This window comes from Burkholderia lata, assembly GCF_902499025.1.
GTDB lineage: Bacteria > Pseudomonadota > Gammaproteobacteria > Burkholderiales > Burkholderiaceae > Burkholderia > Burkholderia lata_C.
Genome location: NZ_CABVPW010000011.1, coordinates 23,874 through 47,941, shown reverse-complemented (window position 1 = coordinate 47,941; position 24,068 = coordinate 23,874). Strand labels below are relative to the sequence as shown.

Genomic DNA, 24,068 nt, shown 5'->3' with positions numbered 1-24,068 from the left:
CGCCCTGAATATCTTTGCACTGCGAAGTTAATCGAATCGGACACGTGCAGTTTCCACGCCTGGACGCCCCGTCGATCGGCCCATCGACAGCCGCTCGCCAAATCGATCAAAATACGCGCGCGACGCTATCCGCGACATACGCCGGAAATACCCGCGCACCGGCCGGCACCGCGAGAACGTGAACGATACGATGCGCGTCGAATCTTCAAAAGAACCAGCTCAACGAAAAATTCTGGAACCAGCCCATGGATCTCGCGCTGCTCATCTCGTCGCTTTCCAGACAGGACGGCACGACACGCCACAGCCAGCAGGAAGCCCTCTACCGGAGCCTGCGCAACCTGCTGCTGGACGGGCATATCCCGCCCGGCACACGGCTCGTGTCGACGCGCGTGCTCGCGGCGGAGCTGGGCATCGCGCGCAATTCGGCGGTCTATGCGTACGAGCGCCTCGCCGAGGAAGGCTTCGTGGCGGCCACGCGCAACGGGACGATCACGCTGTGGGACGGATGCGGGGGCTCGAGCGCCGGATTCGAAAGCGGCCCGGCCCCGGTTCAATTGTCCGAGCGCGTGCACGGGCTGGAGAACGCCGACCCCGAACCCGAGCGCATGCTGCCGTTCGTTCCCGGTCTCCCTTCGCTCGATGAATTTCCCGTCGCCCAATGGCGCCGTTGCATCGAGCGCGCATGGAAAGTCATCAAACCCGCGCAGCTCGCCTACGGCCCGGTCGAAGGGCTGCCCGAGTTGCGGCGTGCCGTGGCCGCCTACATCCGGGTCTCGCGAGGCGTGCGCTGCGAAACCGGCCAGGTATTCATCACCGACGGCACGCAAAGCAGCCTCGAACTATGCGCGCGCATGCTGGCGAATCCCGGCGAATTCGGCTGGCTCGAGAACCCCTGCTACAACGGCGCCCGGACCGCATTCCGGTCGACCGGCCTGGATATCGTGCCGATCGAGGTCGACCACGAAGGCATGGCGCCAACCGACGAACAGTGGCGTACCCGGCCGCCCCGGCTGATCTACACGACGCCATCGCATCAATACCCGCTCGGCGCGCTGATGAGCCCCCGGCGGCGAGCGGCGCTCGTCGAGCACGCACGTGCGTGCGGCGCGTGGATCATCGAGGACGATTACGACAGCGAGTTCCGCCACGGCGGCCAGCCGCTGCCCGCGATCCAGGGCCTGCATGCCGATGCACCGGTCTGCTACCTCGGCACTTTCAGCAAGACGATGTTTCCCGCCCTCCGGCTCGGCTTCATGGTGGTTCCGCCGGTTCTGGTCGAACGCTTCACCAGAACGCTGCGCGAACTCGTCCATCGCGGCCATTCGGCCGATCAACTGGCGATGGCCGAATTCATCGACACCGGCCTCTTTGCGCGGCACCTGCGCAGGATGAAGACGCTATACGCCGAGCGGCGAAGCAACCTCGAAGCGGCACTCGCCCGCCACCTCGGCACCGTGCTGAACGTTCGGGAAAGCCCGGGCGGCATGCATCTGTCGGCGGATCTCGCGATACCGCTGCACGATACCGATGTCGCCCGCGCGGCAGCCGTGCATGGCCTGCTGCTTCAGCCGCTGAGCAGCTATCGGGTCGGCGACGGCCGGCCGTACAACGGCTTCGTGCTGGGATATTCCGGGCTGGACGACGCGACGATCGAGGCCGCGACGATGCAACTCGCATCCGTCATCGAAGAGCACGGCCGCACGCGTTGCTGAGCGCCGCGCGCGACATCGTCGCTTACAGTTGCGATTCGATCGGAAACAGCCCGAGGAACCAGACTTCCATCCGCCGCGCGGCCGATACTTCCGGCTCGTGATCGAGCTCGGTGACCTTGCCGTCCGAATCGGTCTGAATCCACTTGAGCTGCCCGTTGCCCGCCGAATCGGTCCTCGGCTCGACCCGCCACGCGATTCGATCGAGCCGCCCTTCCAGATCGTTGGCCACCTGCGACGCAATCGTGGGACTCTCGCAGTAAACGCCGATCTCCGTGTTGAGATTCAGCGAGCGCGGATCGAGATTCATCGACCCGATGAAAATGCTCTTGTGGTCGAACACGTAGGTCTTCGCATGCAGCGATGCGCGCGACGACCCGATGATGACCTGCTTCGAAATACTCTTGTCGCCCGACGGTCGCCGCTCGTAAAGGCGCACGCCGGCCGCCACGAGATCGCTTCGGTAGTGCCGGTAGCCCGCATGCACGGCCGCCACGTCGGTCGACGCGAGCGAGTTGGTCAGCACCGTCACGCGCACGCCGCGCGCCGTGAGCGCGCGCAGCCGCTCGACGACCTCCTTGCCCGGCACGAAATACGGCGACACGATCAGCAGGTCATGTTCGGGCTGCAACGCGAGCGCCCGCAGCTGCGGCATCAGGTGCCCGTCGCTGTCCTTCGGCGCGTGTGCGATCTTCGACGGATCGTCGTACAGCACCGTCGCGTGCCCCCACGACAGTTCCGTGCCCTGCCCGTGAACGATCCGGTCGAGCCGCTGCCTGGCCTCGAGCACGTACGGATTGTCCTCCATGGTCCTCAAGTAGTCGCGCAACCGTTCGCGCTCGCGGTCCAGCCCGCCCGGCGCTGCATCATGCCCGACCAGCGCACTGATCGGATACGCGTACGGGGAATTCCAGAACGTATCGAATTCGGTTGAGATGTCCTTCACGACCGGGCCGTGAACGACGACGTCGAGATCGCCGAACTCCAGCATCGACGATGCGCCGAAATACTCGTCGCCGATATTGCGGCCGCCGACGATCGCCGCCTGGTTGTCCGCGATCATCGCCTTGTTGTGCATGCGCCGGTTGACGCGCGAGAACTCGAACACCGTGCCGATCTTCTTGAACCGGCGCGTGGCGACCGGATTGAACAACCGGATCTCGATGTTCGGATGCGAACTGATCTCTAGCAGCTTGCGGTCGTCCGCGTTCGTGCCGAGATCGTCGAGCAGCGCACGCACGCGCACGCCGCGATCGGCCGCGCGCATGATCGCGTCGGCCAGTTCGTGCCCGGTCAGGTCGTCGTGCCAGATGTAGTACTGAAGGTCGATCGAGCGGTCCGCGCGATCGGCAAGCAACACGCGCGCATCCAGCGCGTCAACGGGATCGGTCAGCAGATGAAATGCGTCCTGCCCCGGGTGCGTACCGGCCTGCTGCTGGAACGCGACGCCCAGCCGCGTGTTGTCCGTATCGGTGTACGCGTGCGTCTGCGCGCGGTCGGCCTGCGGCGGCAGGCTCGCGCATGCAACGAGCGCCAGCAACGAAAGAATCGCACCCCACGAACGCAGCATGGTCATGATTGCCGCCCCACTCCCGGCCGAAGTCTGTTTGTTCTCGCCGCCGGATGGATCGCGGGGCTGCCTGGCTTGCCTTCGGCCGCAATCGGTGTCGCGTGTGAAACGGCCGCGCTACAGCATACTTCGATTGACTCCGGCGCGGCACCCTCTCGGTACTTTCCTGATCACGACATTCGTCACGCGTCCGCGCAAAGAAAAACCCGCGACGCATGAAGCCATCGCGGGTTTTCGGCATGCCGCGCAAGCGCGCGCATGAAATCTGGTGGGCCCGGCGGGGTTCGAACCCGCGACCAATCGATTATGAGTCGACTGCTCTAACCGCTGAGCTACAAGCCCTGATGAGAAGCAAAGCGTGTTACACGCCGCCCCGACAAAGAAGCCGGGCCGGCATTGTAACAACAAAGGGGAGAAACGCCACCGGCATCACACAGATACCGGCGGCGTTCGCAGCAGAGACGCTGGAAATCAGTTCCCTTCGAGGAACGACTTCAGCTTGTCGGAACGGCTCGGGTGACGCAGCTTGCGCAGCGCCTTGGCCTCGATCTGACGGATCCGCTCGCGCGTGACGTCGAACTGCTTGCCGACTTCCTCGAGCGTGTGATCGGTGCTCATCTCGATACCGAAGCGCATCCGCAGCACCTTCGCCTCACGCGGCGTCAGCGAATCGAGCACGTCCTTCACGACGTCGCGCATGCTGGCATGCAGTGCGGCATCCGCCGGCGCGACCGTGTTGTTGTCCTCGATGAAGTCGCCGAGATGGGAATCGTCGTCGTCACCGATCGGCGTTTCCATCGAGATCGGCTCCTTCGCGATCTTCATGATCTTGCGGATCTTGTCTTCCGGCATCTCCATCTTCTCGGCGAGCGTTGCCGGATCCGGCTCGAGACCGGTTTCCTGCAGGATCTGCCGCGAGATGCGGTTCATCTTGTTGATCGTCTCGATCATGTGAACCGGAATACGGATCGTGCGCGCCTGGTCAGCGATCGAACGCGTGATGGCCTGACGGATCCACCACGTCGCATAGGTCGAGAACTTGTAGCCGCGACGGTATTCGAACTTGTCCACCGCCTTCATCAGGCCGATGTTGCCTTCCTGGATCAGGTCGAGGAACTGCAGACCGCGGTTCGTGTACTTCTTCGCGATCGAGATCACGAGACGCAGGTTCGCCTCGGTCATTTCGCGCTTCGCCTGGCGTGCCTTCAATTCGCCGGCCGCCATCTGGCGGTTGGTTTCCTTCAGGTCCTTCAGCGGCAGCACGACGCGCGCCTGCAGATCAAGCAGGCGCTGCTGCTGTTCGCGGATCGCCGGGACGTTACGCGACAGCACCGCGCTGTACGAATGGCCTTCGGTCATGATCTTCTCGGACCAGTCGAGATCCGTCTCGCTGCCCGGGAAGCGCGCGATGAATTCCGAACGCGGCATGCCGCACTTGTCGACGACGATGTGCAGAATCTGGCGCTCGACCTGACGCACTTCGTCCACCTGCGCACGCAGCGTGTCGCACAGACGCTCGACGGTACGCGCGGTGAAGCGGATCGTCATCAGTTCGGTCTGGATCGTTTCCTGCGCCTTCAGGTAGGCCTTCGACTTGTAGCCTTCCTTTTCGAACGCGCGGCGCATCTTGTCGAACCACTCGCTGATCTGCGAGAACTTCTCGAGCGAGGCGCGCTTGAGGGCTTCGAGCTGAGCGGCGTTGGCCGATGCCTGCGCGGCACCGTCATCTTCCTCCTCTTCCTCTTCCTCCTCTTCCTCTTCGGCTTCCTCCTTCTCGTTCTCGATGGCTTCCGCTTCCTTCGCGGAGAAGCCGTCGGTATCGGCGGAGTCCGAAGCATTCGGATCGAGCAGGCCGTCGACGAGTTCGTCGACGCGGATCTCTTCGTTCGCGACGCGTTCGGCCATCGCGAGGATGTCGGCGATCGTCGTCGGGCACGCGGAGATGGCCATCACCATGTGGCGCAGGCCGTCCTCGATCCGCTTCGCGATCTCGATTTCGCCTTCGCGCGTGAGCAGCTCGACCGTGCCCATTTCACGCATGTACATCCGGACCGGATCGGTCGTGCGGCCGAATTCCGAATCGACGGTGGACAGCGCAACTTCCGCTTCCTCTTCGACTTCATCGTCCGACGACGCGGCGGGCGCGTTGTCGTTCAGGAGCAGCGTTTCCGCGTCCGGCGCCTGCTCGTAGACCGCCACGCCCATGTCGTTGAACGTGCCGATGATGCCTTCGAGGGCTTCGGTCTCGGTGAAGTTGTCCGGCAGGTGGTCGTTGATTTCGGCGTACGTGAGGAAGCCGCGCTCCTTGCCGAGCTTGATCAGCGCGCGCAGTTTCACGCGGCGCTCTTCGAGCTCCTCGGCCGTACCCGGCGTGCTCGTCGCGAACGCTTCCTTCAGTAGCGCCTTTTCCTTGGCGCGACGATCGCGCACCTTGGATTTGCCCGGTGCAGCCGCTGCTGCTGCGGCGGGCTGCTCGTCGCTCTGATTTGCGTCGTCTTCGACGGATACTTCGTTCAGCTTTTTGGTCATGGAGTTCGCCGTACCGGCTATATCGACTCGCGGCTGCTGGACGACAGCCGGTTGAACCGTGGGTGCATGAGTAGTACGTACTGCCGTTTCGTCCGCGGCGGCAGTCGTGTCCCTTGCGCTTTTCGCACTTGCCCGCTTCGCCGCCGGCTTGGCCGGCCCGGAGTCGGGTCTGGCGGCAGCCCGTGTTCTGGCTGCCGGCGCCGGCGCAGCCTGAGCAGTGCCGGCCGCGGTTTTCTTTCCTGCTGGGGCTGACGTGGCTGAAGACGTTGTCCTGGTGGAAGAAGCAGACTTGGCCGCTGTGACCTTCTTGGTCGGCTCCGTCGAGCCCTTGCCTGTTGCTTTCTTTCCGCCTGTCGTCTTTGCCATCGCGATTCTCGCCTCTGCTTAGAAAACAAACCGCTGGAAACCTTATATTATAGCACGCTGGGGAGCCCTCTCTAAGCTCTCCAGCCGCCTACAGCCCGAGCCGACGCTTCATGTCGGTTCGCTGCTGGTTCAATTCCGTCAATTCGGCCAATTCCTCGGGTGTGAAGGTAGATTGCCGCGCCAGCCTGTCAAGCCGGTCGCAGCAAGCGTCGTAACGCATCTTGAGCACCGCCGCCTGCAGTTCCTCCCCCGCGATCCGTTCCTGTTCACGCTGCCGCTCGGGCACCGTCTCGTCTTCCGGATTCTGTAACAGCAAGTCGCGGACGTTTTCATCATAGTCCAGAATTTCGCGGAAGATTTCCTCGTACGTCGCCCCATTCGAGGACGTCCGCAGGACATCCGACAGCAGCCGGAACTCCGCGCCGTCACCCAGCGCGCGCGCATGATCGACAACTTCCGCGAACAACTCGCCGATGCGCGGCAACGCGCGCAGGGTCGCAAGCTGCTCGTCGTCGAGCTCCGACGCAATGCGCGGATGCATCACCAGCGTGCGCAGCGCACGCTTTTCGCTGTCCGTCACACGGCGCCGCTCGCTGCGCGGGGGCGCCTGGCGCGGCGGTGCCGCGATCCGCGTATCGACGTCGGACAGCCCTGCGACCTCTTCGAACGGAATGTCGAGGCGGTCGGCGAACATGTGCATGATCTGCGCGCGCAACGCGTTCGCGGGCAGCGCCTGCAACATCGGCTTCGCGTCGAACAGCGCCTTCGCGCGGCCTTCCGGCTGATCGAGCGCCTTGCCGGAAATTGCTTCGTTCAGCAGAAATTGTGACAGCGGCATCGCGCGCTCGACCTGTTCGGAGAACGCATCGGCGCCGAATTCGCGCACATAGCTGTCCGGATCGTGCTCGGTCGGCAGAAAAAGGAACCGGATCGTACGGTTGTCCCCCGCATGCGGCAGGCAGGCCTCGAGCGCACGCCGCGCCGCACGCCGCCCGGCCGAATCGCCGTCGAAACTGAAAATGACCGTATCGGTCTGGCGCAGCAGCTTCTGCACGTGAATCGGCGTGCACGCGGTGCCGAGCGTCGCAACCGCGTTCGGGAACCCGAGCTGCGCGAGCGCGACGACGTCCATGTAGCCTTCGACGACCAGCACGTACTTGCGCTCGCGAATCGCGAGCCGCGCCTCGAACAGGCCGTACAGCTCGCTGCCCTTGTTGAACAGCGGGGTTTCAGGCGAGTTCAGGTACTTCGGCTCGCCGCTGCCGAGCACGCGGCCGCCGAAGCCGATCACCTGCCCCTTCACGTTGCGGATCGGGAACATGATCCGCTCGCGGAACCGGTCGTAGCGGCGTGCGACGCCCTGCGCGTCGGTCTTCTCGCTGACGATCACGAGCCCCGACTCGACCAGCGACTCGTCGCGATAGTCCGGGAATGCGGTTTCGAGGTTCTGCCAGCCGTCCGGCGCATAGCCGAGCCCGAAGCGCGCGGCGATCTCGCCGGTCAGGCCCCGGTTCTTCAGGTACTGGATCGCGACGGTTGCGCCCCGCAACTGCTTGCGGTAGTAGTCGCACGCGGCGGTCATTGCATCGGACAACGCGGTCGCGACCGATTTCGACACGGGCGCCGGATAGTCACCGCCACCGCCTCCGCCCCCACCACCGCCACGCATCGACGGCTCGTGCGGCACGGTCAGCCCGACGGACTGCGCGAGCTCCTGCACGGCCTCAGGGAACGTGAGCCCCGCGTGTTCCATCAGGAAGCCGATCGCCGTGCCGTGCGCGCCGCAACCGAAGCAGTGATAGAACTGCTTGGTCGGGCTGACGGTAAACGACGGGCTCTTCTCGTTATGGAACGGGCACAGCCCCATGAAGTTGGCGCCGCCCTTCTTGAGCTGCACGTACTTGCCCACCACGTCGACGATATCGACGCGGTTCAGCAAATCCTGCAGGAACGAATGCGGAATCACCGTGGGATCGAGCGAAAAAAGACAATACGACACCCCGGCGCACGCGCTGCGCGCACCGGGGAAACAGGTGTTACTTCGTGAGCGCGGCCTTGACCAGCGCGGAAATGGCCGTCATGTCGGCACGGCCGGCGAGCTTGCCCTTCAGCACGCCCATCACCTTGCCCATGTCCTGCGGGCCGGCGGCGCCCGTCTGTGCGACCGCGGCCTGGACTTCGGCGGCCACTTCGGCCTCCGACAGCTGCTCGGGCATGTAGCCGCCCAGGACGACCAGTTCGGCCTGCTCCTTCGCGACGAGGTCGTCACGGCCGGCTGCCTGGAACTGGCTGATCGAATCCTTGCGCTGCTTGATCATCTTGTCGATCACGGCCGTGATGCCCGCGTCGTCGAGGGTGATCCGATCGTCGACTTCGCGCTGCTTGATCGCGGCCATCAGCAAGCGAATCGTTGCCAGGCGCTCGCTTTCCTTCGCGCGCATCGCGGCCTTCATGTCTTCGCTGATCTGCTCTTTCAAACTCATCTTTCACCCGGGAAGGAAACGTGAATCCGACGCCCGCCAAAAGGGCGTCAACACAAAAACCCGCTTGGGACAATGTCTCAAGCGGGTTGCTCGAATCCGGCATCGGCGTCTCGCCTGATCATGCTCGATCTTCCGCGATCGCCCGATCGCACGGAGTCGCCGGTGCGCCGCTCAGCGAACCGCGCGGCGCCCAATCGTTCAGTACAGCTTCTTCGGCAGTGTCTGGCCGCGGATCCGCTTGTAATGACGCTTCACCGCAGCAGCCTTCTTTCGCTTGCGCTCCGCGGTCGGCTTCTCGAAAAACTCGCGCGCACGAAGCTCGGTCAGCAGACCGTTCTTCTCGATCGTGCGCTTGAAGCGACGCATTGCAACTTCGAACGGCTCGTTCTCTTTAACGCGAATGATCGTCATGATCCGACACGAATAAAGGTTTGCAGGGAAAGACTACCGAGTATAGCAGAGCGATTGCCTAAAGGCACGGGGACGGGTCCCGTCAAAACGGCGCCAGCCCGGCCCCGTCAGGCGCCGCGCGCATACTCCGCCGCGGCCTGCCCGGCCGCCGTACCGGACGCCCATGCCCACTGGAAGTTATAGCCGCCCAGCCAGCCGGTCACATCCACCGCCTCGCCGACGAAGAACAGCCCCGGCACGCGCGCGCTCATCATCGTCGCCGACGACAGGTCGCGCGTATCGACCCCGCCCTTCGTCACTTCGGCCTTCTTGTAGCCCTCGGTGCCGTTCGGCGTCAGCGTCCAGCCGGACAGCGCGTCGCCGATCTGGCGCAGCGTCTTGTCGGGCAGATCCGCGAGCCGCGCGTCGGCTGCGACGCGATGCGTGTCGAGCCACGCATGCGCGAGGCGCGACGGCACCCAGTCCGCGAGCAGCGAACCGATCTGACGCTTCGACGTGCGCTTCGCGTCGAGCAGGTCGGCCACCGTGTCGCGCTGCGGCAACAGATCGACGCGGATCGGGTCGCCAGGCTGCCAGTAACTCGAGATCTGCAGGATCCCGGGCCCGGACAGGCCGCGATGGGTCAGCAGCAGATCCTCGACGAATTCGCCGCCGCGCTTCTTGTCGCCGGTCGCGACGCGCACTTCGAGCGATACGCCGGACAGCGCCGCGAACGGCTCCCAGTCCTGCTGCGCGAACGTCAACGGCACGAGCGCGGGCCGCGTGTCGATGAGCTTGTGGCCGAACTGCTTGGCGAGCCGGTAGCCGAAGTCGGTCGCACCGATCTTCGGGATCGACAGGCCGCCGGTCGCGATGATCAATGCGCGCGCACCGATCGTCCCCGCCTGCTGCGTGTCGAGCGTGAAGCCGTCGGAGGGGGCGTGGCGCACCGCGTCGACGACGACGGGCCGGCGCCATGCGATGCCGCCCGCGTCACACTCGTGCTTCAGCATGTCGATGATCGCGTCACTGCCGTGGTCGCAAAAGAGCTGGCCCTTGTGCTTTTCGTGCCAGGTCACGTGATGGCGCTTGAGCAGGCCGAGGAAGTCGCGCGGCGTATAGCGCGCCAGTGCCGAGCGCGCGAAATGCGGATTCGACGACAGATAGTTGTCGGGGCCGGCGTACAGGTTCGTGAAGTTGCAGCGGCCGCCGCCCGAGATGCGGATCTTCTCGGCGAGCCGCGGCGCGTGATCGATCAGCACGACGCGGCGGCCGAGCTGCCCGGCAACCGCGGCGCTCATCATCCCGGCGGCGCCCGCGCCGATCACGGCGATGTCATAAGTTTCCATGGCGCGGATTGTTCAGGAACTTTGCAAGGGTCAGGAAAACCATTCAGGCTTATCAAGCGCCTTGAGAAACGCAGCGCATGAGCACCCTGAGGAGAGGCGAATGATACATGCGGCGACGGAGAACTCAACGCCTGCATGGTGGCGCAGCCTCGATTCGCAGGTGTTCCCGCACCCATTCGCGGACATACAGACCTCGTCGTCGCTGATCGACCCGAGAACCTGAACTCGGTTGAGCTTCACCTCCCGCGAGCCTTGATCGCAGGTACAGGATGTCGACGAGACCTGCAGTGGTGCCGCCCTGGAACTTACCCATGGAGACACATCATTCGCCGGGCGAATGAGGCTCGTACGGATAATCGATTTCCAGAAATTCGAATGCCATGCGATTCTTTTATCACAACAACAGACGTTGTTATTAATCGCAAGGAATTCTGAATATGAAGCCGAAATCCAAAGACATTTTATTGGCCTCCGCTGCGGTTGCCGCCTCGATCGGCGCCTCCGTGAATGCAATGGCAAGCGATGTGGTCTCTCTCAAATTCAGCGACGGGCGACCCGATATTGTTGGCGTGGTGAAAGTCAATGCTGCACTGAAAGATATCGGTGTGCATGTCATGACGATCGATGCACCGAAGTCTGCTCATTCGATTCTCGCCGCATCGTATGAGCGCGCACTCAGCGAACGAGAAAAACGAGACTTGATTCAAGAATTCAAGCTGAGCACGCCGGAACTGCTCGAGCAAGTCAGGCTTGCCGGTCGTACGCCGGCCGTCCCAGGAGGCGGCGTCATGACCGAAGAAACGGGCACGGGCCCTTATCCGAAGGTGTACGACATGAAAGCGCTCGATAACGTGACGCACAAAGCGGTACTGGAAAAGTATGCGCGCATGCACGTCAACTCGGCGGACGACGGGACCGACATCGACGAGGTGATGACGGTAGTCTCGGGCGGCCCGTTCCGCTGGGCCTTCACGTTGAAGGATGGCTCGATTGCTCGCTTTCAGGTCGAGAAAGTGAACCCGGGCGAAAAAGCCGTGCGAGTCAGCTATCACGGGCTTGGCATGCACGCCGGCATCATGGATGCCAGGCAAGGTCTGATCGTGGCCTACGGCCATGGCCCGAAAGAATTCACCATGCGATACCAGGCTGATGTCCCGCACGCGAACCTTCTGGGAACGAATCCGTGGGTCGACTTCAACCGCGACATGCCGGTCGTGCTCGATAAGGTCCAGTAATCTTTCAACCGATTGTTCTGCCACGCGCAGCCGGGCTTGGGCGATGTGAACGCCCAAGCCCTCAACGAGATGAAACGATGATGCCATTTGAAATCAAGCACCTGGACCACGTGGTACTGAGGGTCCAGGACATGAAGCGTAGCGTGCACTTTTATACTGAAGTGCTTGGGTGCCAAATCAAGAAACGCCGCGACGATCTCGGCATGATTCATCTTGGCGCCGGCGCCTCGATGATCGATCTGGTCGATGTTCATGGCCCGCTAGGCCTGCAAGCCGGCGGCCCGGCCGACCCCGCGCATCGGAACGTGGATCACTTCTGTTTGCGCATTGCACCGTTCAACGAGGCCGATATTTTGCATTTTCTGCACTCGGCCAGCGTCCCGGCAGAAAAGGCCGCCATCCGATACGGTGCAGAGGGCGAGGGCCCGTCCATCTACTGCTTCGACCCGGACGGGAATCGGGTTGAACTCAAGGGGCCGAGCGATTTGGCGTAATGGCCGATCACGTAGCCATTGAAGGGCCGCCGGTGTTCATCAACTGCCCTGCTTCAACGAAACATCGTCGTAGCCATCTCAATGCCGGATCCTGGTCCTTTCTGACATGCCATGCCTGTTGGTAGGCAATCTCGGGAAGGATCAGCGGCGGGTCAAAGCAACGCAGTGTTGGATATTGCTCAACCCCGATCAAAGCCCGTTTTGCGATCGTCAGGATCAAATCGGTTCCTTCGAGCATCTGAACGGCGGCAGTCCAGTGCGGGAGCGCCAAAGCAATGTGCCTGCGCAACCCCTTCGCGCCGAGCGTCTTCTCGATCTCGTCATTGGCATCAGGCCGCAACGCGAGCATCACGTGCGGTCGCGCGAGCCAATCCTCGAACGACAACTGGCCATCGGCCGGCAACGCGGATACATCGGCCACACACACGAAGCGGTCCGGGAACAGGTCTTCCACAAGAATTTCCTCTGGCGGACTCGGAAAAATTCCCAATGCGAGATCCAGCTCGCCGTCGGACAACTGCGCGTGCATCGCTTCGCGGCTCGCCTGGCTGATCGCCAACTCGATGCCAGGCGCTTCCGTTCTCACACGGCGAACAACTGACGGGAAGATGGTTTTGGCTGCGTAGTCGGACAGCGACAAACGCAGCCTGGCGCGGGCTGTGGCGGGCGCAAAATCGTCCTCACCGAGAAGCCCGTTCAAGCTGAGTAACGCCGCTTCCAGAGGCCGAATCAGGGCCTGTGCCTTGGCTGTCAACGCCATGTAGCCGTCCCGTCGGATCAAGAGCTGATCGCTGAACCGTTCGCGCAACTGAGCGAGGGAATGGCTGACGGCTGGCTGACTTTTATGCAGGCGCACTGCGGCCCGTGTCACATGACGCTCCGTCAGCAGGGCATGCAAGGCAAGTAGCAGGTTGAGGTCGATTCGGCGGAGCTCATCCATAGACAGATCCAGTAGTGCGATAGTTGAGTGGGCTCCAGTCGCGCGGTGCAGCGCTTGGCACACCGCAACGGACACGGGCGGCGGACGAGCCATGTGTGACGACGCCAGTCCGCAAATTTCATGCTGCAGCCACGCAGGCATCCAGCTTGTCACCCATGATCGAGGCGATCGTGATCGAGGCTACCAGTGTCAGCGCGCACCCGCCATACCGACCATGCATCGCACCCGGATGTGCAGCAGTGTTGCCCGGCGCTCGGCGCAATCACCGCCGGCAGGTCGTCGACGCGCCGATCAAAAGCGTCGTCGCTCTCAAGGGGTGGCGATATGACCAGGGTCAGTCACATGTACGACGCCCTGACCGGTCAAAAAGGCTCCAGAAGCGTTGCACCCGCCCGGCATCGGACTCAGCACCACCCTCAAGTGGTCGCCGCTACCGGCCTGCTATAATTTCCGGTTACCGTTGACATTCCGGCACGCCCTTTTGGCGGCGCGCCCCGCCCTCACCATGCTCGTTCTCGGCATCGAAAGCTCCTGTGACGAAACCGGCCTCGCGCTCTACGACACGCAGCGCGGCCTGCTCGCGCACGCGCTCCACTCTCAGATCGCCATGCACCGCGAGTACGGCGGCGTCGTGCCCGAGCTCGCGTCGCGCGACCACATCCGCCGCGCATTGCCGCTGCTCGAAGAAGTGATGGCACAAAGCGGCACGCGCCGCGACGACATCGACGCAATCGCATTCACGCAGGGCCCCGGCCTCGCCGGCGCGCTGCTGGTCGGTGCAAGCATCGCGAATGCGCTCGCGCTCGCCTGGAACAAGCCGACCGTCGGCATCCACCACCTCGAAGGCCACCTGCTGTCGCCGCTGCTCGTCGATGAGCCGCCGCCGTTCCCGTTCGTCGCGCTGCTGGTGTCCGGCGGCCACACGCAACTGATGCGCGTGACCGACGTGGGCGTGTACGAGACGCTCGGCGAAACGCTCGACGACGCGGCCGGCGAAGCATTCGACAAGACGGCCAAGCTGATCGGCCTCGGCTACCCGGGCGGCCCGGAAGTATCGAAGCTCGCCGAAACCGGCACGCCGGGTGCGGTCGCGCTGCCGCGCCCGATGCTGCATTCGGGCGACCTCGACTTCAGCTTCAGCGGCCTGAAGACGGCCGTGCTCACGCAGATGAAGAAGTTCGAAGCGGCGAAGCTGGAAGGCGAAGCACTCGAACGCGCGAAGGCCGACCTCGCGCGCGGTTTCGTCGACGCGGCCGTCGACGTGCTCGTCGCCAAGTCGCTTGCCGCGCTGAAGAAGACGAAGCTCAAGCGCCTCGTGGTCGCGGGCGGTGTCGGCGCGAATCGCCAGTTGCGCGCCGCGCTGTCGGCCGCGGCGGCCAAGCGCGGCTTCGACGTGCACTACCCCGATCTCGCGCTCTGCACCGACAACGGCGCGATGATCGCGCTCGCGGGCGCACTGCGGCTCGGCCGCTGGCCCGAGCAGGCGAATGCCGACTACGCATTCACGGTGAAGCCGCGCTGGGATCTCGCATCGCTCGCACACTGAGCCACGCGACGCAACGTCGCACCGGCAAACAAAAAGGCCGCTCAAACGAGCGGCCTTTTTGCATCGGCGCGACAAAACGCCGCGGCGTTATGCCGCCTGCCGCTTGTCGCGTTCGATCAGCGCATACGCGCTGTGATTGTGGATCGACTCGAAGTTTTCGGCTTCGAGCACGTACGCCACCACGCGCGCGTCCGCATCGAGGCGCTGCGCGACGTCGCGCACGAGATCCTCGACGAACTTCGGGTTCTCGTATGCACGCTCGGTGACGAACTTCTCGTCCGGACGCTTCAGCAGGCCCCACAGCTCGCACGATGCTTCTTCTTCCGCGATGCGGATCAGCGCCTCGACCGGCAGGTCGGCCGCGAGCTCCGCGTCGATCGTCACGTGCGAACGCTGGTTGTGAGCGCCGTACTGCGAGATCTTCTTCGAGCACGGGCACAGGCTCGTCACGGGTACGAGCACCTTCAGGAACAGGCGCGTGTCGCCATTGCGGCTTTCGCCCGCAAGCGTCACCTCATAGTCGAGCAGGCTCTGCACGCCAGACACCGGCGCCGTCTTGTTCACGAAGTACGGGAACGTGACCTCGATGCGGCCCGCCTCGGCTTCCAGCTTCTCGAGCATCGATGCGAGCATCGCGCGGAAACGCTCGACCGTCAGCGGCGCACGGTTCTCTTCGAGCAGCGCAACGAAGCGCGACATGTGCGTGCCCTTCTGGTCTGCCGGCAGGCGGACATCGAGGTTCCAGACACCGACGGTCGGCTGCACGTCGCCGCTTTCGGTACACACCGTCAACGGATGCCGGACCGCCTTCACGCCTACGCGCTGAATCGGAATCTGGCGGGTATCCACCGTGCTCTGCACGTCGGGCATCACGAAGGCGGGATTCATCTGGTTCATCTTGTTCAATCCTTGTAAGCCGCGCGTTCGACGACGCGCACGCCGCGTCATGCGGCAGCCGGAAAAGCAACATGGGCCCGCAGGCCCATGTTTTCCGCATCAATGAAGACCGGTTGCGCCAGTCGCACCGGCACCGCCCGCAGGCGGCGCCAGCTTATGCGACGCGCTTCGCCTGACCGGCGACATCGGCCGCCGGATTCAGAAAGCGTTCGCGAATCGATTTCGCGATACCCGCGCCGTCGAGGCCGCATTGCGACAGCAGCTTCGCGGGGTCGCCGTGATCGATGAACAGGTCAGGGAGGCCCAATTGTAGTACGGGTCGGATAACCCCACTCTCCATCAGGGCTTCCATGCAAGCCGAGCCCGCGCCACCCATCACGCAGCCTTCCTCGACCGTGACGAGGTAGTCGTGCGTCTCGGCGAGTTCGCGCACGAGCGCCGCATCGACCGGCTTCACGAAGCGCATGTTCGCGACCGTTGCATCGAGTTCCTCGGCCGCGGCGAGCGACGGTGCGACCATCGTGCCGAACGCAAGGATCGCGACGCGCTTGCCTTCCGGCTGCGACGTCTGGCGACGCACTTCACCCTTGCCGAGCGGGATCTCGGTGAATTCCTTCACCGTCGCCACGCCCGTGCCCGCGCCGCGCGGATAGCGCACCGCGGTCGGGTTCGGCTGCTGCAGCGCCGTGTGCAGCATCTGGCGGCATTCGTTCTCGTCGGATGCGGCCATGATCGTCATGTTCGGGATGCAGCGCATGAACGCGAGATCGTACGCGCCCGCGTGCGTCGCACCGTCCGCGCCGACGAGGCCCGCGCGGTCGATCGCGAACACGACCGGCAGGTTCTGCAGCGCGACGTCGTGGATCAGCTGATCGTAAGCACGCTGCAGGAACGTCGAGTAGATCGCGACGACCGGCTTGAGGCCTTCGGTTGCCATGCCGCCCGCGAACGTCACCGCGTGCTGCTCGGCGATGCCGACGTCGTAGTAGCGATCCTTGAAGCGCTTCTCGAACTCGACCATGCCCGAACCTTCGCGCATCGCGGGCGTGATGCCGACGACGCGCGTATCGCGCTCGGCTTCATCGCACAGCCATTCGCCGAACACCTGCGTGTACGTCTTCTTCGCGGGCGTGGTCGACGGCTTGATGCCTTCGGCCGGGTTGAACTTGCCGGGGCCGTGGTAGAGCACGGGATCGGCTTCGGCGAGCTTGTAGCCCTGGCCTTTCTTCGTCACCACGTGCAGGAACTGCGGGCCGCGCAGTTCGCGGATGTTCTGCAGCGTCGGGATCAGCGAATCGAGATCGTGACCGTCGATCGGACCGATGTAGTTGAAGCCGAACTCTTCGAACAGCGTGGCCGGCACGACCATGCCCTTCGCGTGCTCCTCGAGCTTGCGCGCGAGTTCGAGCACCGGCGGCGCAACGCTCAGCACGCGCTCGACGCCCGCGCGCGCAGCCGCATAGAAGCGGCCCGACATCAGACGTGCGAGATGGCGATTCAGCGCGCCGACCGGCGGCGAAATCGACATGTCGTTGTCGTTCAGGATCACGAGCACTTTCGCGTCTTCCGACACGCCCGCGTTGTTCATCGCCTCGAACGCCATGCCGGCCGTCATCGCACCGTCGCCGATCACGGCGATCGAGAAGCGGTCGTCGCCGTTCAGCTGGCTGCCGATCGCCATGCCGAGCGCGGCCGAGATCGACGTGCTCGAGTGCGCGGTGCCGAACGTGTCGTATTCGGATTCGCTGCGGCGCGGGAAGCCCGAGATGCCGTCCTGCTGGCGCAGCGAATGCATCTGGTCGCGACGGCCCGTCAGGATCTTGTGCGGGTAGGTCTGGTGGCCCACATCCCAGACGATGCGATCGTTCGGCGTGTTGAACACGTAGTGCAACGCGATCGTCAGCTCGACCGTCCCGAGGTTGGACGACAAATGGCCGCCCGTCTTCGACACACTGTCGAGCACGAACGCGCGCAGTTCATCCGCGAGCGGTTGAAGTTGGCGACGATCGAGGCGGCGCAAATCCGCCGGGTCGTCGATGGTTTTCAGCAAGTCGTACATCGTCGTTCCATTGTAGGAAATCAAACGCGCCCGCATTCTGTTGCACGCACCGTAGCGTGTGCGCGGCGGCGGGCTTTCGCGTCAGCTGACCCGGTTCACTACCAGGTCGGCAAGTTCGGCGAGACGCTGTGCGCGTGCGCCGAACGGTTTCAGCGCGTCGTGCGCCTCGGCGCGCAGTTGCGCTGCGAGCTCACGCGACGCCTCGAGGCCGAGGATCGATACATAGGTCGGCTTGTCGTTCGCCGCGTCCTTGCCGGCCGTCTTGCCGAGCGTCGCCGAATCGGTCGTCACGTCGAGAATATCGTCGACGACCTGGAAGGCCAGACCCACGGCCCCGGCATACACATCGAGCGCAGCCATCGCTTCCGCGGACGGCGTTTCGCCGGCCAGCGCGCCCATCCGCACGGCCGCGCGCAGCAGTGCGCCCGTCTTCATCCGGTGCATCGTCTCGAGCTGCTCGCGCGTCAGCTTGAGGCCGACGCTCGCCAGGTCGATCGCCTGCCCGCCGGCCATGCCGATCGAGCCGCTTGCCAGCGCCAGTTCGCGCACGAGCGCGGCCTGCTGCACCGGCGACAGCGCGGCGGCATCGGTCAGCGCAACGAACGCCTGCGACTGCAGCGCGTCGCCGACCAGCAGTGCCGTCGGCTCGTCGTACTGCACGTGCACGGTCGGCTTGCCGCGACGCAGCGCATCGTCGTCCATGCACGGCATGTCGTCGTGCACGAGCGAGTAGACGTGGATCATCTCCAGTGCTGCTGCTGCCGCATTGCGCGCCGCTTCCGTCGCGCCGGTCAGTTCGCCTGCTGCATGGCACAGCAGCGGGCGAACGCGTTTGCCGCCGCCGAGGACTGCATAACGCATCGCCTCGTGGAGTTTTTCCGGCACCGCGGTTTCAGCGGGCAGATAGTGGCCGAGTGCGTCCTCGACACGGTCAAGCACGGACCGCATCCATTGTTCGAATGTCATAGATCGTCGTCTTCGCCGTCCGTGGCGGCCGTTCCGGACGAAAGCGGCTTCAGCGTCGCGCCGTCGAGCACGCGAACCTGCTGCTCCACTTTCTCGAGCTGCTGTTGGCAAAACGCAACGAGGGTCGCACCGCGGCGATACGCCGTCAGTGAATCCTCGAGGCTCAACGCGCCGCCTTCCATCCGGGCAACCAGCGTCTCGAGTTCCGCGAGCGCCATCTCGTAATTGTCCGGCAACGGTTCAGTGTCATTGCCGGGCGGCGTGGCGCCTGGGGATGCGGTTTTCGCCATGGACGAGGGTGTCAAATTTCAAAACAAGTCGGACATTCTACGGCAAAAGAGAATTTTCCGACCTGCCGTCGTGGGCACCCGGCACATATTCCGGCCCCATCACCGACACACATTGTGCGCCTTCCGATTGCCGCCCGACAAAAAATTGACACAAATCAGGCACTTAATCCTAGCCTTGCGAGGCGAACCGGGTATAATTCCCCGTTTCCCTAAATCGATTTTTCGATGGTTGGGTTGTTCACTGCTTTCACGCTAACACCGGGAGTGGGAATGTCCAATCTGAGCGATGCGCTTCAGTTGAAGTCGGCTCACAGCCAGCTTCCAGTCACTGCATACTTCGATGAGGCGCTACTCGAGCGCGAGATCGAAACCCTCTTCAAGAAAGGACCTCGTTACGTCGGGCACGAGTTGATGGTGCCCGAGGCGGGGGATTATTTTGCGCTGCCGTCCGAGAAGGAAGGCCGCGTGCTGGTCCGCAACCAGGCGAACCAGATCGAACTGCTGTCGAACGTCTGCCGCCACCGGCAGGCGATCATGCTCAACGGGCGCGGGCACACGCAGAACATCGTGTGCCCGCTGCACCGCTGGACGTACGATCTGGAAGGCGAGTTGCTCGGCGCGCCGCACTTCCCCGACAAGCCGTGCCTGAACCTCGGCAAGAGCCCGCTGCAGAACTGGCAGGGGCTGCTGTTCGAGGCGGAGGGCCGGAATGTCGCGCGCGACCTCGCCAACCTCGGCACGAAGCATCACTTCGACTTCTCCGAGTACCACTTCGATCACGTCGAAGTGCACGAGTGCGATTACAACTGGAAGACGTTCATCGAGGTTTACCTCGAGGATTACCACGTCGTCCCGTTCCACCCGGGCCTCGGCAGCTTCGTGTCGTGCGACGACCTCAAGTGGGAGTTCGGCGACTGGTACAGCGTGCAGACGGTCGGCGTGCATAACGCCCTCGCGAAACCGGGCAGCGCGACTTACCAGAAATGGCACGAGCAGGTGCTGAAGTTCCGCAACGGCGTGCCGCCGGAGTTCGGTGCGATCTGGATGGTCTACTACCCGGGCCTGATGATCGAGTGGTATCCGCACGTGCTCGTCGTGTCGTGGCTGATTCCGCAAGGCCCGCAGAAGACGACCAACATCGTCGAGTTCTATTACCCCGAGGAAATCGCGCTGTTCGAACGCGAATTCGTCGAGGCCGAACGCGCCGCCTATATGGAAACGGCCGTCGAGGACGACGAGATCGCGATGCGGATGGACGCAGGCCGCCGTGCACTGATGGCACGCGGCGAATCGCAGGTCGGCCCGTACCAGAGCCCGATGGAAGACGGCATGCAGCACTTCCACGAGTTCCTGCGCCGCCACCTCGGCGACCTCTGACAGCCGGTGCGGCGCTTTGACGCCGCACGGCATCCGGCAGACGAAAAGACGGGCTTCGGCCCGTCTTTTTTTGTTTAGACTTGGAATGTCAGGCCATTCGCACTCCAGGGAGCCGTCATGCCACACACTCACTACACCACGCTCATCTCCGCCGCCAATCTCGCCGAGCGCCTGGCGGCGGCGCCCGGCAGCGTCGCGCTGTTCGACTGCCGCTTCGATCTCGTCGATCCCGCTGCCGGCGAAGCCGCGTATGCGGCCGGCCATATCGCCGGCGCCCAGTACCTCCACCTCGACCGCGACCTGTCGGGCCGCAAGACGGGCACCAACGGCCGTCATCCGCTGCCGACCCGCGACGCACTCGCCACGCTGCTCGCGAGCCGCGGCCTCAGGCAGGGCCAGCAGGTCGTCGCATACGACGCACAAGGCGGCGCCTATGCGGCACGCCTGTGGTGGCTGCTGCGCTGGCTCGGCCACGATTCGGTTGCCGTACTCGACGGCGGCCTGCAGGCCTGGGAAGCAGCTGGCGAGCCGCTGGCGGCCGACGTACCGCACCCGGCCGCCGGCGATTTCCGCGCGGCTGCGCCGCTCGAATCGACGGTGGACGCGGCAGCCGTGCTCGCCAACGTGAACGCACCCACGCGCATCGTGATCGATGCGCGCGCACCCGACCGCTATCGCGGCGAAAACGAAACGATCGATCGTGTGGGCGGCCACATTCCGGGCGCACGCAACCGCTTCTTCAAGGACAACCTCACCGCCGACGGCCGTTTCAAGACCGGCCATGAACTGCGTGAAGCGTTTTCCACCGTGCTGGCCGGCACCGAACCGAATCGCGTGATCCTGCAATGCGGCTCCGGCGTCACCGCATGCCACAACGCGCTTGCGCTGGAGGTTGCGGGCTTGCACGGCGCGTCGCTGTATCCCGGCTCGTGGAGCGAGTGGAGCGCCGACCCGTCGCGGCCGATTGCAACCGGCCCGACACCGTAAGCGCCGGCGGCTCGGCGCAGTCGTAACGAAGCGGCGGCACATGCCGCCGCTTGCCGTTTACATCACGCCGTACTTGCGGAGCCACGCGATCGCGCGCTTCCAGCTCTCCTCCGCATCGGCCTTCACATAGCTCGGCCGGTAATCGGCAAAGAACGCGTGACCGGCATCCGGATACACGACGATCTCCGATTCGCGCGCGAGCTTCGAATCGCTCGTCTGGATTGCCTTGCGCATGTCCGCGAGCGACGCCTGCGTGATGTTCGTGTCCTTCTCGCCATACAGCCCGAGCACCGGCACCTTCAGCAACGAAGCATGATCGACCGGGTTGAACGGCGTCATCTCGTCGGTCTTGCCTTCGACGAACCCGTACCATGCAACGGCCGCGCGCACGTGCGGGTTGTGCTCCGCATACAGCCAGCCCTGACGGCCACCCCAGCAGAACCCGACCACGCCGAGACGCGACAGGTCGCCGCCGTTCTTGCCGGCCCACGTGACGGTCGCATCGAGATCCTCGGTCACCTGCCGGTCCGGCACCTTGCTGATGATGTGCTCGTCGAGTTCCTTGATCGTCGGGTACTTCGCTGCATTGCCCTGCCGCGCGAACAGGTCGGGGGCGATCGCGAGATAGCCGAGCTTCGCGAAGCGGCGGCAGACATCGGCGATGTGCGCGTGCACGCCGAAGATCTCGTGGATCACGATGACGACCGGCAGGTTCGTCTTATCCTTCGGCTGCGCGCGATACGCAGGCACGCTCGAGTCGCCCGAGCGGATCTCGACGGTGTCGACGTCCAGCCCTTCGCTGTCGGTCGTGACCGTCTGCGCCGACACGGGCAGTACGGCCGCCGCGAAGGCCCCGCCCAGCGCGGCCTGCATGAACTTGCGGCGCGAGAACGGAACGTGGGGAACCAGGCTGTCGACTTCGGGTTTCAACATGAATGCACTCCTCGATTAGGCGCCGCCGTCACGATCACGGACACAGCATGACGGGGCATCGCGCCGTTGCGCAGCGCGAATGTCGCGGCGGTTGGCACCCCGCCGCAAACGGAAACCCGCACAAGATGCCCAATAATCCGTTGTCGCGTCAACTGTCAGATATGTAAGACTCAATTACGACGCGTTAATTCGGGAGCGCAGAAACGCTCAAGCGACCCATCGAATCGCAATGCAACAAGCCACATGTCGAGCGCCGCTGCACAATCGGATGCTTGCGAATTGAAACGAAAAACACGCGGTCGATCTTGCCCGTCAGGCGCACGTACGGCCGCCCGGCAGCCTGCAAAAAAGCAACGGGCGGAGACTACGCACGATGTGCGCACTCCCCGCCCGCTTCCCGCGCGAACGCGTGCTCAGTGCAGCTTGACGCGCGGCAGCGTCGTGCGCCGCAGCCAGTGCGCGACCGTATCGAGCATCATCCGCGGATAGCCGTGCAGCGCCGCGATGTGCATCCGGTACAGCGACATGTACATGAAACGCGCGAACAGCCCTTCGATCAGCATGTTGCCGCCGATCAGCCCGCCCATCAGGTTGCCGACCGCGCTGAAATGGCCGAGCGACACGAGCGAGCCCAGGTCGCGATACGTGAATTCGGGCAGCGGGCGCCCGTCGAGCCGGCAGCCGATTGCCTTCAGCAGGAAGTTCGCCTGCTGGTGCGCAGCCTGCGCGCGCGGCGGCACGTTGCGCTCGTTGCCGGGCCATGCGCATGCCGCACAATCGCCGAGCGCGAACACGTTGTCGTCGGTAAAGGTCTGCAGCGTGCGGCGCACGTCGAGCTGGCCGAGCTTGTTGATCTGGAGGCCATCGAGATTGGCAAGCACGGACGGCGCCTTGATGCCGGCGGCCCAGACCGTCAGGTCGGCACGCACCGTCTTGCCGCTCGCCGTATGGACAGCCCCGGGCGTCACCTCGGTCACGCGCTCGGCGAGCATCAGCCGCACGCCGATCTTTTCGAGCAGTTCGGCCGTCGCCGACGACACGCGCTCCGGCAACGCCGGGAGGATCCGCGGCCCCGATTCGATCAGCACGATGCCGACGTCGTGCCGCGGGTCGAGCTTGTGCAGCCCGTAGGCCGACAACACCTGCGCAGTGTTGCGCAGTTCGGCGGACAGCTCGACGCCGGTCGCGCCGCCGCCGACGATCGCGACCTGGATGCGCGGCTCGGCCGCTTCACCTGGCGCGGTCGGCGCCGGCGCCTGGTGCTCGGCGCGCATGCACGCGGCGATCAGCCGCTTGCGGAAGCGCTCGGCCTCGCCAACGGTATCGAGCGCGATCGCGTTTTCCGCCGCGCCCTGCACGCCGAAGAAGTGAGTCGTGCTGCCGATCGCGATCACGAGCGTGTCGTATTCCAGCTCACGCGCCGGCAGCAGTTCCTCGCCGTCGCTGTCGTTGACCGGCGAGAGCGTGATGCGCTTCGCGGCACGGTCAAGCCCGGTCAGCCCGCCCTGCTGGAATTCGAAACCATGCCAGCGCGCCTGCGCCGCATATTCGAGCTCCTGCGTGAACGGGTCCATGCTGCCGGCCGCGACCTCGTGCAGCAGCGGTTTCCAGATGTGGGTCGGATTGCGGTCGACGAGCGTGACGAGCGCACGCGCGGAACGATTGCCGCGCGCGCCGTAACGGTCGCCGAGCCGCGTCGCCAGTTCAAGGCCGCCCGCGCCTCCGCCTACGATGATGATCCGATGCATCTGTTCCCCCTTTGCGATTCGAAACTGCTGCCGCCGGATAGTGCGAACGCGATGCATTCGCGCCACCCGGTGGATTAACCGGTTCGGACATCATCGATGTGCAGTTCGAAGCACTTCGATGCGTCCAACCCGGAACGCGGGGCGCGCATGCCCCCGTGTCAATGACATGCATTGTCCGGGAGCTTGCGCGTTGACCACAA

Annotated in this window: 19 protein-coding genes and 1 tRNA gene; 6 read left to right on the top strand and 14 right to left on the bottom strand. The window is 64.3% G+C overall.

Annotated features, from left to right (window positions below):
* Positions 1-245: 245 nt before the first annotated feature.
* Entirely contained in the window at positions 246-1,712 is a 1,467-nt protein-coding gene (locus BDI24065_RS13115) for a PLP-dependent aminotransferase family protein (protein ID WP_175031629.1), read from the top strand.
* 22 nt (positions 1,713-1,734) lie between these two features.
* On the opposite strand, the gene BDI24065_RS13110 is transcribed toward BDI24065_RS13115, so the two are convergent.
* The 7 genes from BDI24065_RS13110 to BDI24065_RS13080 form a co-directional block, all read right to left on the bottom strand.
* Entirely contained in the window at positions 1,735-3,285 is a 1,551-nt protein-coding gene (locus tag BDI24065_RS13110) for a phospholipase D family protein (RefSeq protein WP_175031628.1), read from the bottom strand.
* Positions 3,286-3,545: 260 nt separating this feature from the next.
* A tRNA-Ile gene (locus BDI24065_RS13105) sits at positions 3,546-3,621 on the bottom strand.
* 129 nt (positions 3,622-3,750) lie between these two features.
* Positions 3,751-6,174 (bottom strand): RNA polymerase sigma factor RpoD, encoded by a 2,424-nt coding sequence (gene rpoD / locus BDI24065_RS13100; protein WP_175031627.1) that lies wholly within the window; start codon positions 6,172-6,174, stop codon positions 3,751-3,753.
* A gap of 88 nt (positions 6,175-6,262) precedes the next feature.
* Entirely contained in the window at positions 6,263-8,140 is a 1,878-nt protein-coding gene (dnaG, locus tag BDI24065_RS13095) for a DNA primase (RefSeq protein WP_175031626.1), read from the bottom strand.
* 70 nt (positions 8,141-8,210) lie between these two features.
* Entirely contained in the window at positions 8,211-8,657 is a 447-nt protein-coding gene (locus tag BDI24065_RS13090; RefSeq protein ID WP_175031625.1) for a GatB/YqeY domain-containing protein, read from the bottom strand.
* A gap of 198 nt (positions 8,658-8,855) precedes the next feature.
* Positions 8,856-9,068 carry a 30S ribosomal protein S21 gene (gene rpsU, locus BDI24065_RS13085; protein WP_175031624.1) on the bottom strand — a complete coding sequence of 71 codons (213 nt, stop codon included), beginning with the start codon at positions 9,066-9,068 and terminating at the stop codon, positions 8,856-8,858.
* A 107-nt stretch (positions 9,069-9,175) separates the two neighbouring features.
* Positions 9,176-10,396 carry an NAD(P)/FAD-dependent oxidoreductase gene (locus BDI24065_RS13080; protein WP_175031623.1) on the bottom strand — a complete coding sequence of 407 codons (1,221 nt, stop codon included), beginning with the start codon at positions 10,394-10,396 and terminating at the stop codon, positions 9,176-9,178.
* Between the two features lie 437 nt (positions 10,397-10,833).
* On the opposite strand from BDI24065_RS13080, the gene BDI24065_RS13075 reads away from it, so the two are divergent.
* Together BDI24065_RS13075 and BDI24065_RS13070 are read left to right on the top strand one after the other, a co-directional pair.
* Complete coding sequence (locus tag BDI24065_RS13075) at positions 10,834-11,631, top strand: hypothetical protein (protein WP_175031622.1); 798 nt, start codon at positions 10,834-10,836, stop codon at positions 11,629-11,631.
* Between the two features lie 77 nt (positions 11,632-11,708).
* A complete protein-coding gene (locus BDI24065_RS13070) occupies positions 11,709-12,125 on the top strand; it encodes a VOC family protein (RefSeq protein WP_175031621.1) in 417 nt (138 codons plus the stop codon).
* Between the two features lie 7 nt (positions 12,126-12,132).
* Here BDI24065_RS13070 and BDI24065_RS13065 read toward each other — a convergent pair whose 3' ends face one another.
* Positions 12,133-13,065, bottom strand: coding sequence for a LysR family transcriptional regulator (locus tag BDI24065_RS13065; RefSeq protein ID WP_175031620.1), 933 nt, complete (start codon positions 13,063-13,065; stop codon positions 12,133-12,135).
* A 505-nt stretch (positions 13,066-13,570) separates the two neighbouring features.
* On the opposite strand from BDI24065_RS13065, the gene tsaD reads away from it, so the two are divergent.
* A complete protein-coding gene (gene tsaD / locus BDI24065_RS13060; RefSeq protein ID WP_175031619.1) occupies positions 13,571-14,611 on the top strand; it encodes a tRNA (adenosine(37)-N6)-threonylcarbamoyltransferase complex transferase subunit TsaD in 1,041 nt (346 codons plus the stop codon).
* 87 nt (positions 14,612-14,698) lie between these two features.
* Here tsaD and folE2 read toward each other — a convergent pair whose 3' ends face one another.
* The 4 genes from folE2 to BDI24065_RS13040 form a co-directional block, all read right to left on the bottom strand.
* Positions 14,699-15,508, bottom strand: a complete 810-nt coding sequence (gene folE2 / locus BDI24065_RS13055) for a GTP cyclohydrolase FolE2 (protein WP_175031618.1) — start codon at positions 15,506-15,508, stop codon at positions 14,699-14,701.
* Positions 15,509-15,662: 154 nt separating this feature from the next.
* Positions 15,663-17,567, bottom strand: a complete 1,905-nt coding sequence (dxs, locus tag BDI24065_RS13050; protein ID WP_175031617.1) for a 1-deoxy-D-xylulose-5-phosphate synthase — start codon at positions 17,565-17,567, stop codon at positions 15,663-15,665.
* Positions 17,568-17,648: 81 nt separating this feature from the next.
* A complete protein-coding gene (locus BDI24065_RS13045; RefSeq protein ID WP_175031616.1) occupies positions 17,649-18,533 on the bottom strand; it encodes a polyprenyl synthetase family protein in 885 nt (294 codons plus the stop codon).
* The gene (locus BDI24065_RS13040; protein WP_175011761.1) at positions 18,530-18,823 is read right to left on the bottom strand and encodes an exodeoxyribonuclease VII small subunit; all 294 of its coding nucleotides are present in this window, start codon (positions 18,821-18,823) and stop codon (positions 18,530-18,532) included. The genes BDI24065_RS13045 and BDI24065_RS13040 overlap by 4 nt, the downstream gene beginning before the upstream one ends.
* Before the next feature lie 270 nt (positions 18,824-19,093).
* Here BDI24065_RS13040 and BDI24065_RS13035 point away from each other — a divergent pair, with 270 nt between their 5' ends.
* Entirely contained in the window at positions 19,094-20,200 is a 1,107-nt protein-coding gene (locus BDI24065_RS13035) for an aromatic ring-hydroxylating oxygenase subunit alpha (protein ID WP_175031615.1), read from the top strand.
* A gap of 117 nt (positions 20,201-20,317) precedes the next feature.
* Entirely contained in the window at positions 20,318-21,187 is an 870-nt protein-coding gene (locus BDI24065_RS13030; RefSeq protein ID WP_175031614.1) for a sulfurtransferase, read from the top strand.
* A gap of 57 nt (positions 21,188-21,244) precedes the next feature.
* On the opposite strand, the gene BDI24065_RS13025 is transcribed toward BDI24065_RS13030, so the two are convergent.
* Both BDI24065_RS13025 and BDI24065_RS13020 read right to left on the bottom strand, forming a co-directional pair.
* Entirely contained in the window at positions 21,245-22,120 is an 876-nt protein-coding gene (locus tag BDI24065_RS13025) for a dienelactone hydrolase family protein (protein ID WP_175031613.1), read from the bottom strand.
* A 413-nt stretch (positions 22,121-22,533) separates the two neighbouring features.
* Entirely contained in the window at positions 22,534-23,868 is a 1,335-nt protein-coding gene (locus tag BDI24065_RS13020) for an NAD(P)/FAD-dependent oxidoreductase (RefSeq protein ID WP_175031612.1), read from the bottom strand.
* Positions 23,869-24,068: the final 200 nt, after the last annotated feature.

What these genes read in the sequence shown, in the direction of transcription:
- BDI24065_RS13040 (WP_175011761.1), bottom strand. Translation starts at nt 18,823, where the DNA reads ATGGCGAAAACCGCATCCCCAGGCGCCACGCCGCCCGGCAATGACACT.
- BDI24065_RS13025 (WP_175031613.1), bottom strand. Translation starts at nt 22,120, where the DNA reads ATGTTGAAACCCGAAGTCGACAGCCTGGTTCCCCACGTTCCGTTCTCG.
- BDI24065_RS13065 (WP_175031620.1), bottom strand. Translation starts at nt 13,065, where the DNA reads ATGGATGAGCTCCGCCGAATCGACCTCAACCTGCTACTTGCCTTGCAT.
- BDI24065_RS13080 (WP_175031623.1), bottom strand. Translation starts at nt 10,396, where the DNA reads ATGGAAACTTATGACATCGCCGTGATCGGCGCGGGCGCCGCCGGGATG.
- rpsU (WP_175031624.1), bottom strand. Translation starts at nt 9,068, where the DNA reads ATGACGATCATTCGCGTTAAAGAGAACGAGCCGTTCGAAGTTGCAATG.
- folE2 (WP_175031618.1), bottom strand. Translation starts at nt 15,508, where the DNA reads ATGAACCAGATGAATCCCGCCTTCGTGATGCCCGACGTGCAGAGCACG.
- BDI24065_RS13070 (WP_175031621.1), top strand. Translation starts at nt 11,709, where the DNA reads ATGATGCCATTTGAAATCAAGCACCTGGACCACGTGGTACTGAGGGTC.
- BDI24065_RS13030 (WP_175031614.1), top strand. Translation starts at nt 20,318, where the DNA reads ATGCCACACACTCACTACACCACGCTCATCTCCGCCGCCAATCTCGCC.
- BDI24065_RS13035 (WP_175031615.1), top strand. Translation starts at nt 19,094, where the DNA reads ATGTCCAATCTGAGCGATGCGCTTCAGTTGAAGTCGGCTCACAGCCAG.
- tsaD (WP_175031619.1), top strand. Translation starts at nt 13,571, where the DNA reads ATGCTCGTTCTCGGCATCGAAAGCTCCTGTGACGAAACCGGCCTCGCG.
- BDI24065_RS13110 (WP_175031628.1), bottom strand. Translation starts at nt 3,285, where the DNA reads ATGACCATGCTGCGTTCGTGGGGTGCGATTCTTTCGTTGCTGGCGCTC.
- BDI24065_RS13115 (WP_175031629.1), top strand. Translation starts at nt 246, where the DNA reads ATGGATCTCGCGCTGCTCATCTCGTCGCTTTCCAGACAGGACGGCACG.
- BDI24065_RS13045 (WP_175031616.1), bottom strand. Translation starts at nt 18,533, where the DNA reads ATGACATTCGAACAATGGATGCGGTCCGTGCTTGACCGTGTCGAGGAC.
- dxs (WP_175031617.1), bottom strand. Translation starts at nt 17,567, where the DNA reads ATGTACGACTTGCTGAAAACCATCGACGACCCGGCGGATTTGCGCCGC.
- BDI24065_RS13090 (WP_175031625.1), bottom strand. Translation starts at nt 8,657, where the DNA reads ATGAGTTTGAAAGAGCAGATCAGCGAAGACATGAAGGCCGCGATGCGC.
- rpoD (WP_175031627.1), bottom strand. Translation starts at nt 6,174, where the DNA reads ATGGCAAAGACGACAGGCGGAAAGAAAGCAACAGGCAAGGGCTCGACG.
- BDI24065_RS13075 (WP_175031622.1), top strand. Translation starts at nt 10,834, where the DNA reads ATGAAGCCGAAATCCAAAGACATTTTATTGGCCTCCGCTGCGGTTGCC.
- BDI24065_RS13020 (WP_175031612.1), bottom strand. Translation starts at nt 23,868, where the DNA reads ATGCATCGGATCATCATCGTAGGCGGAGGCGCGGGCGGCCTTGAACTG.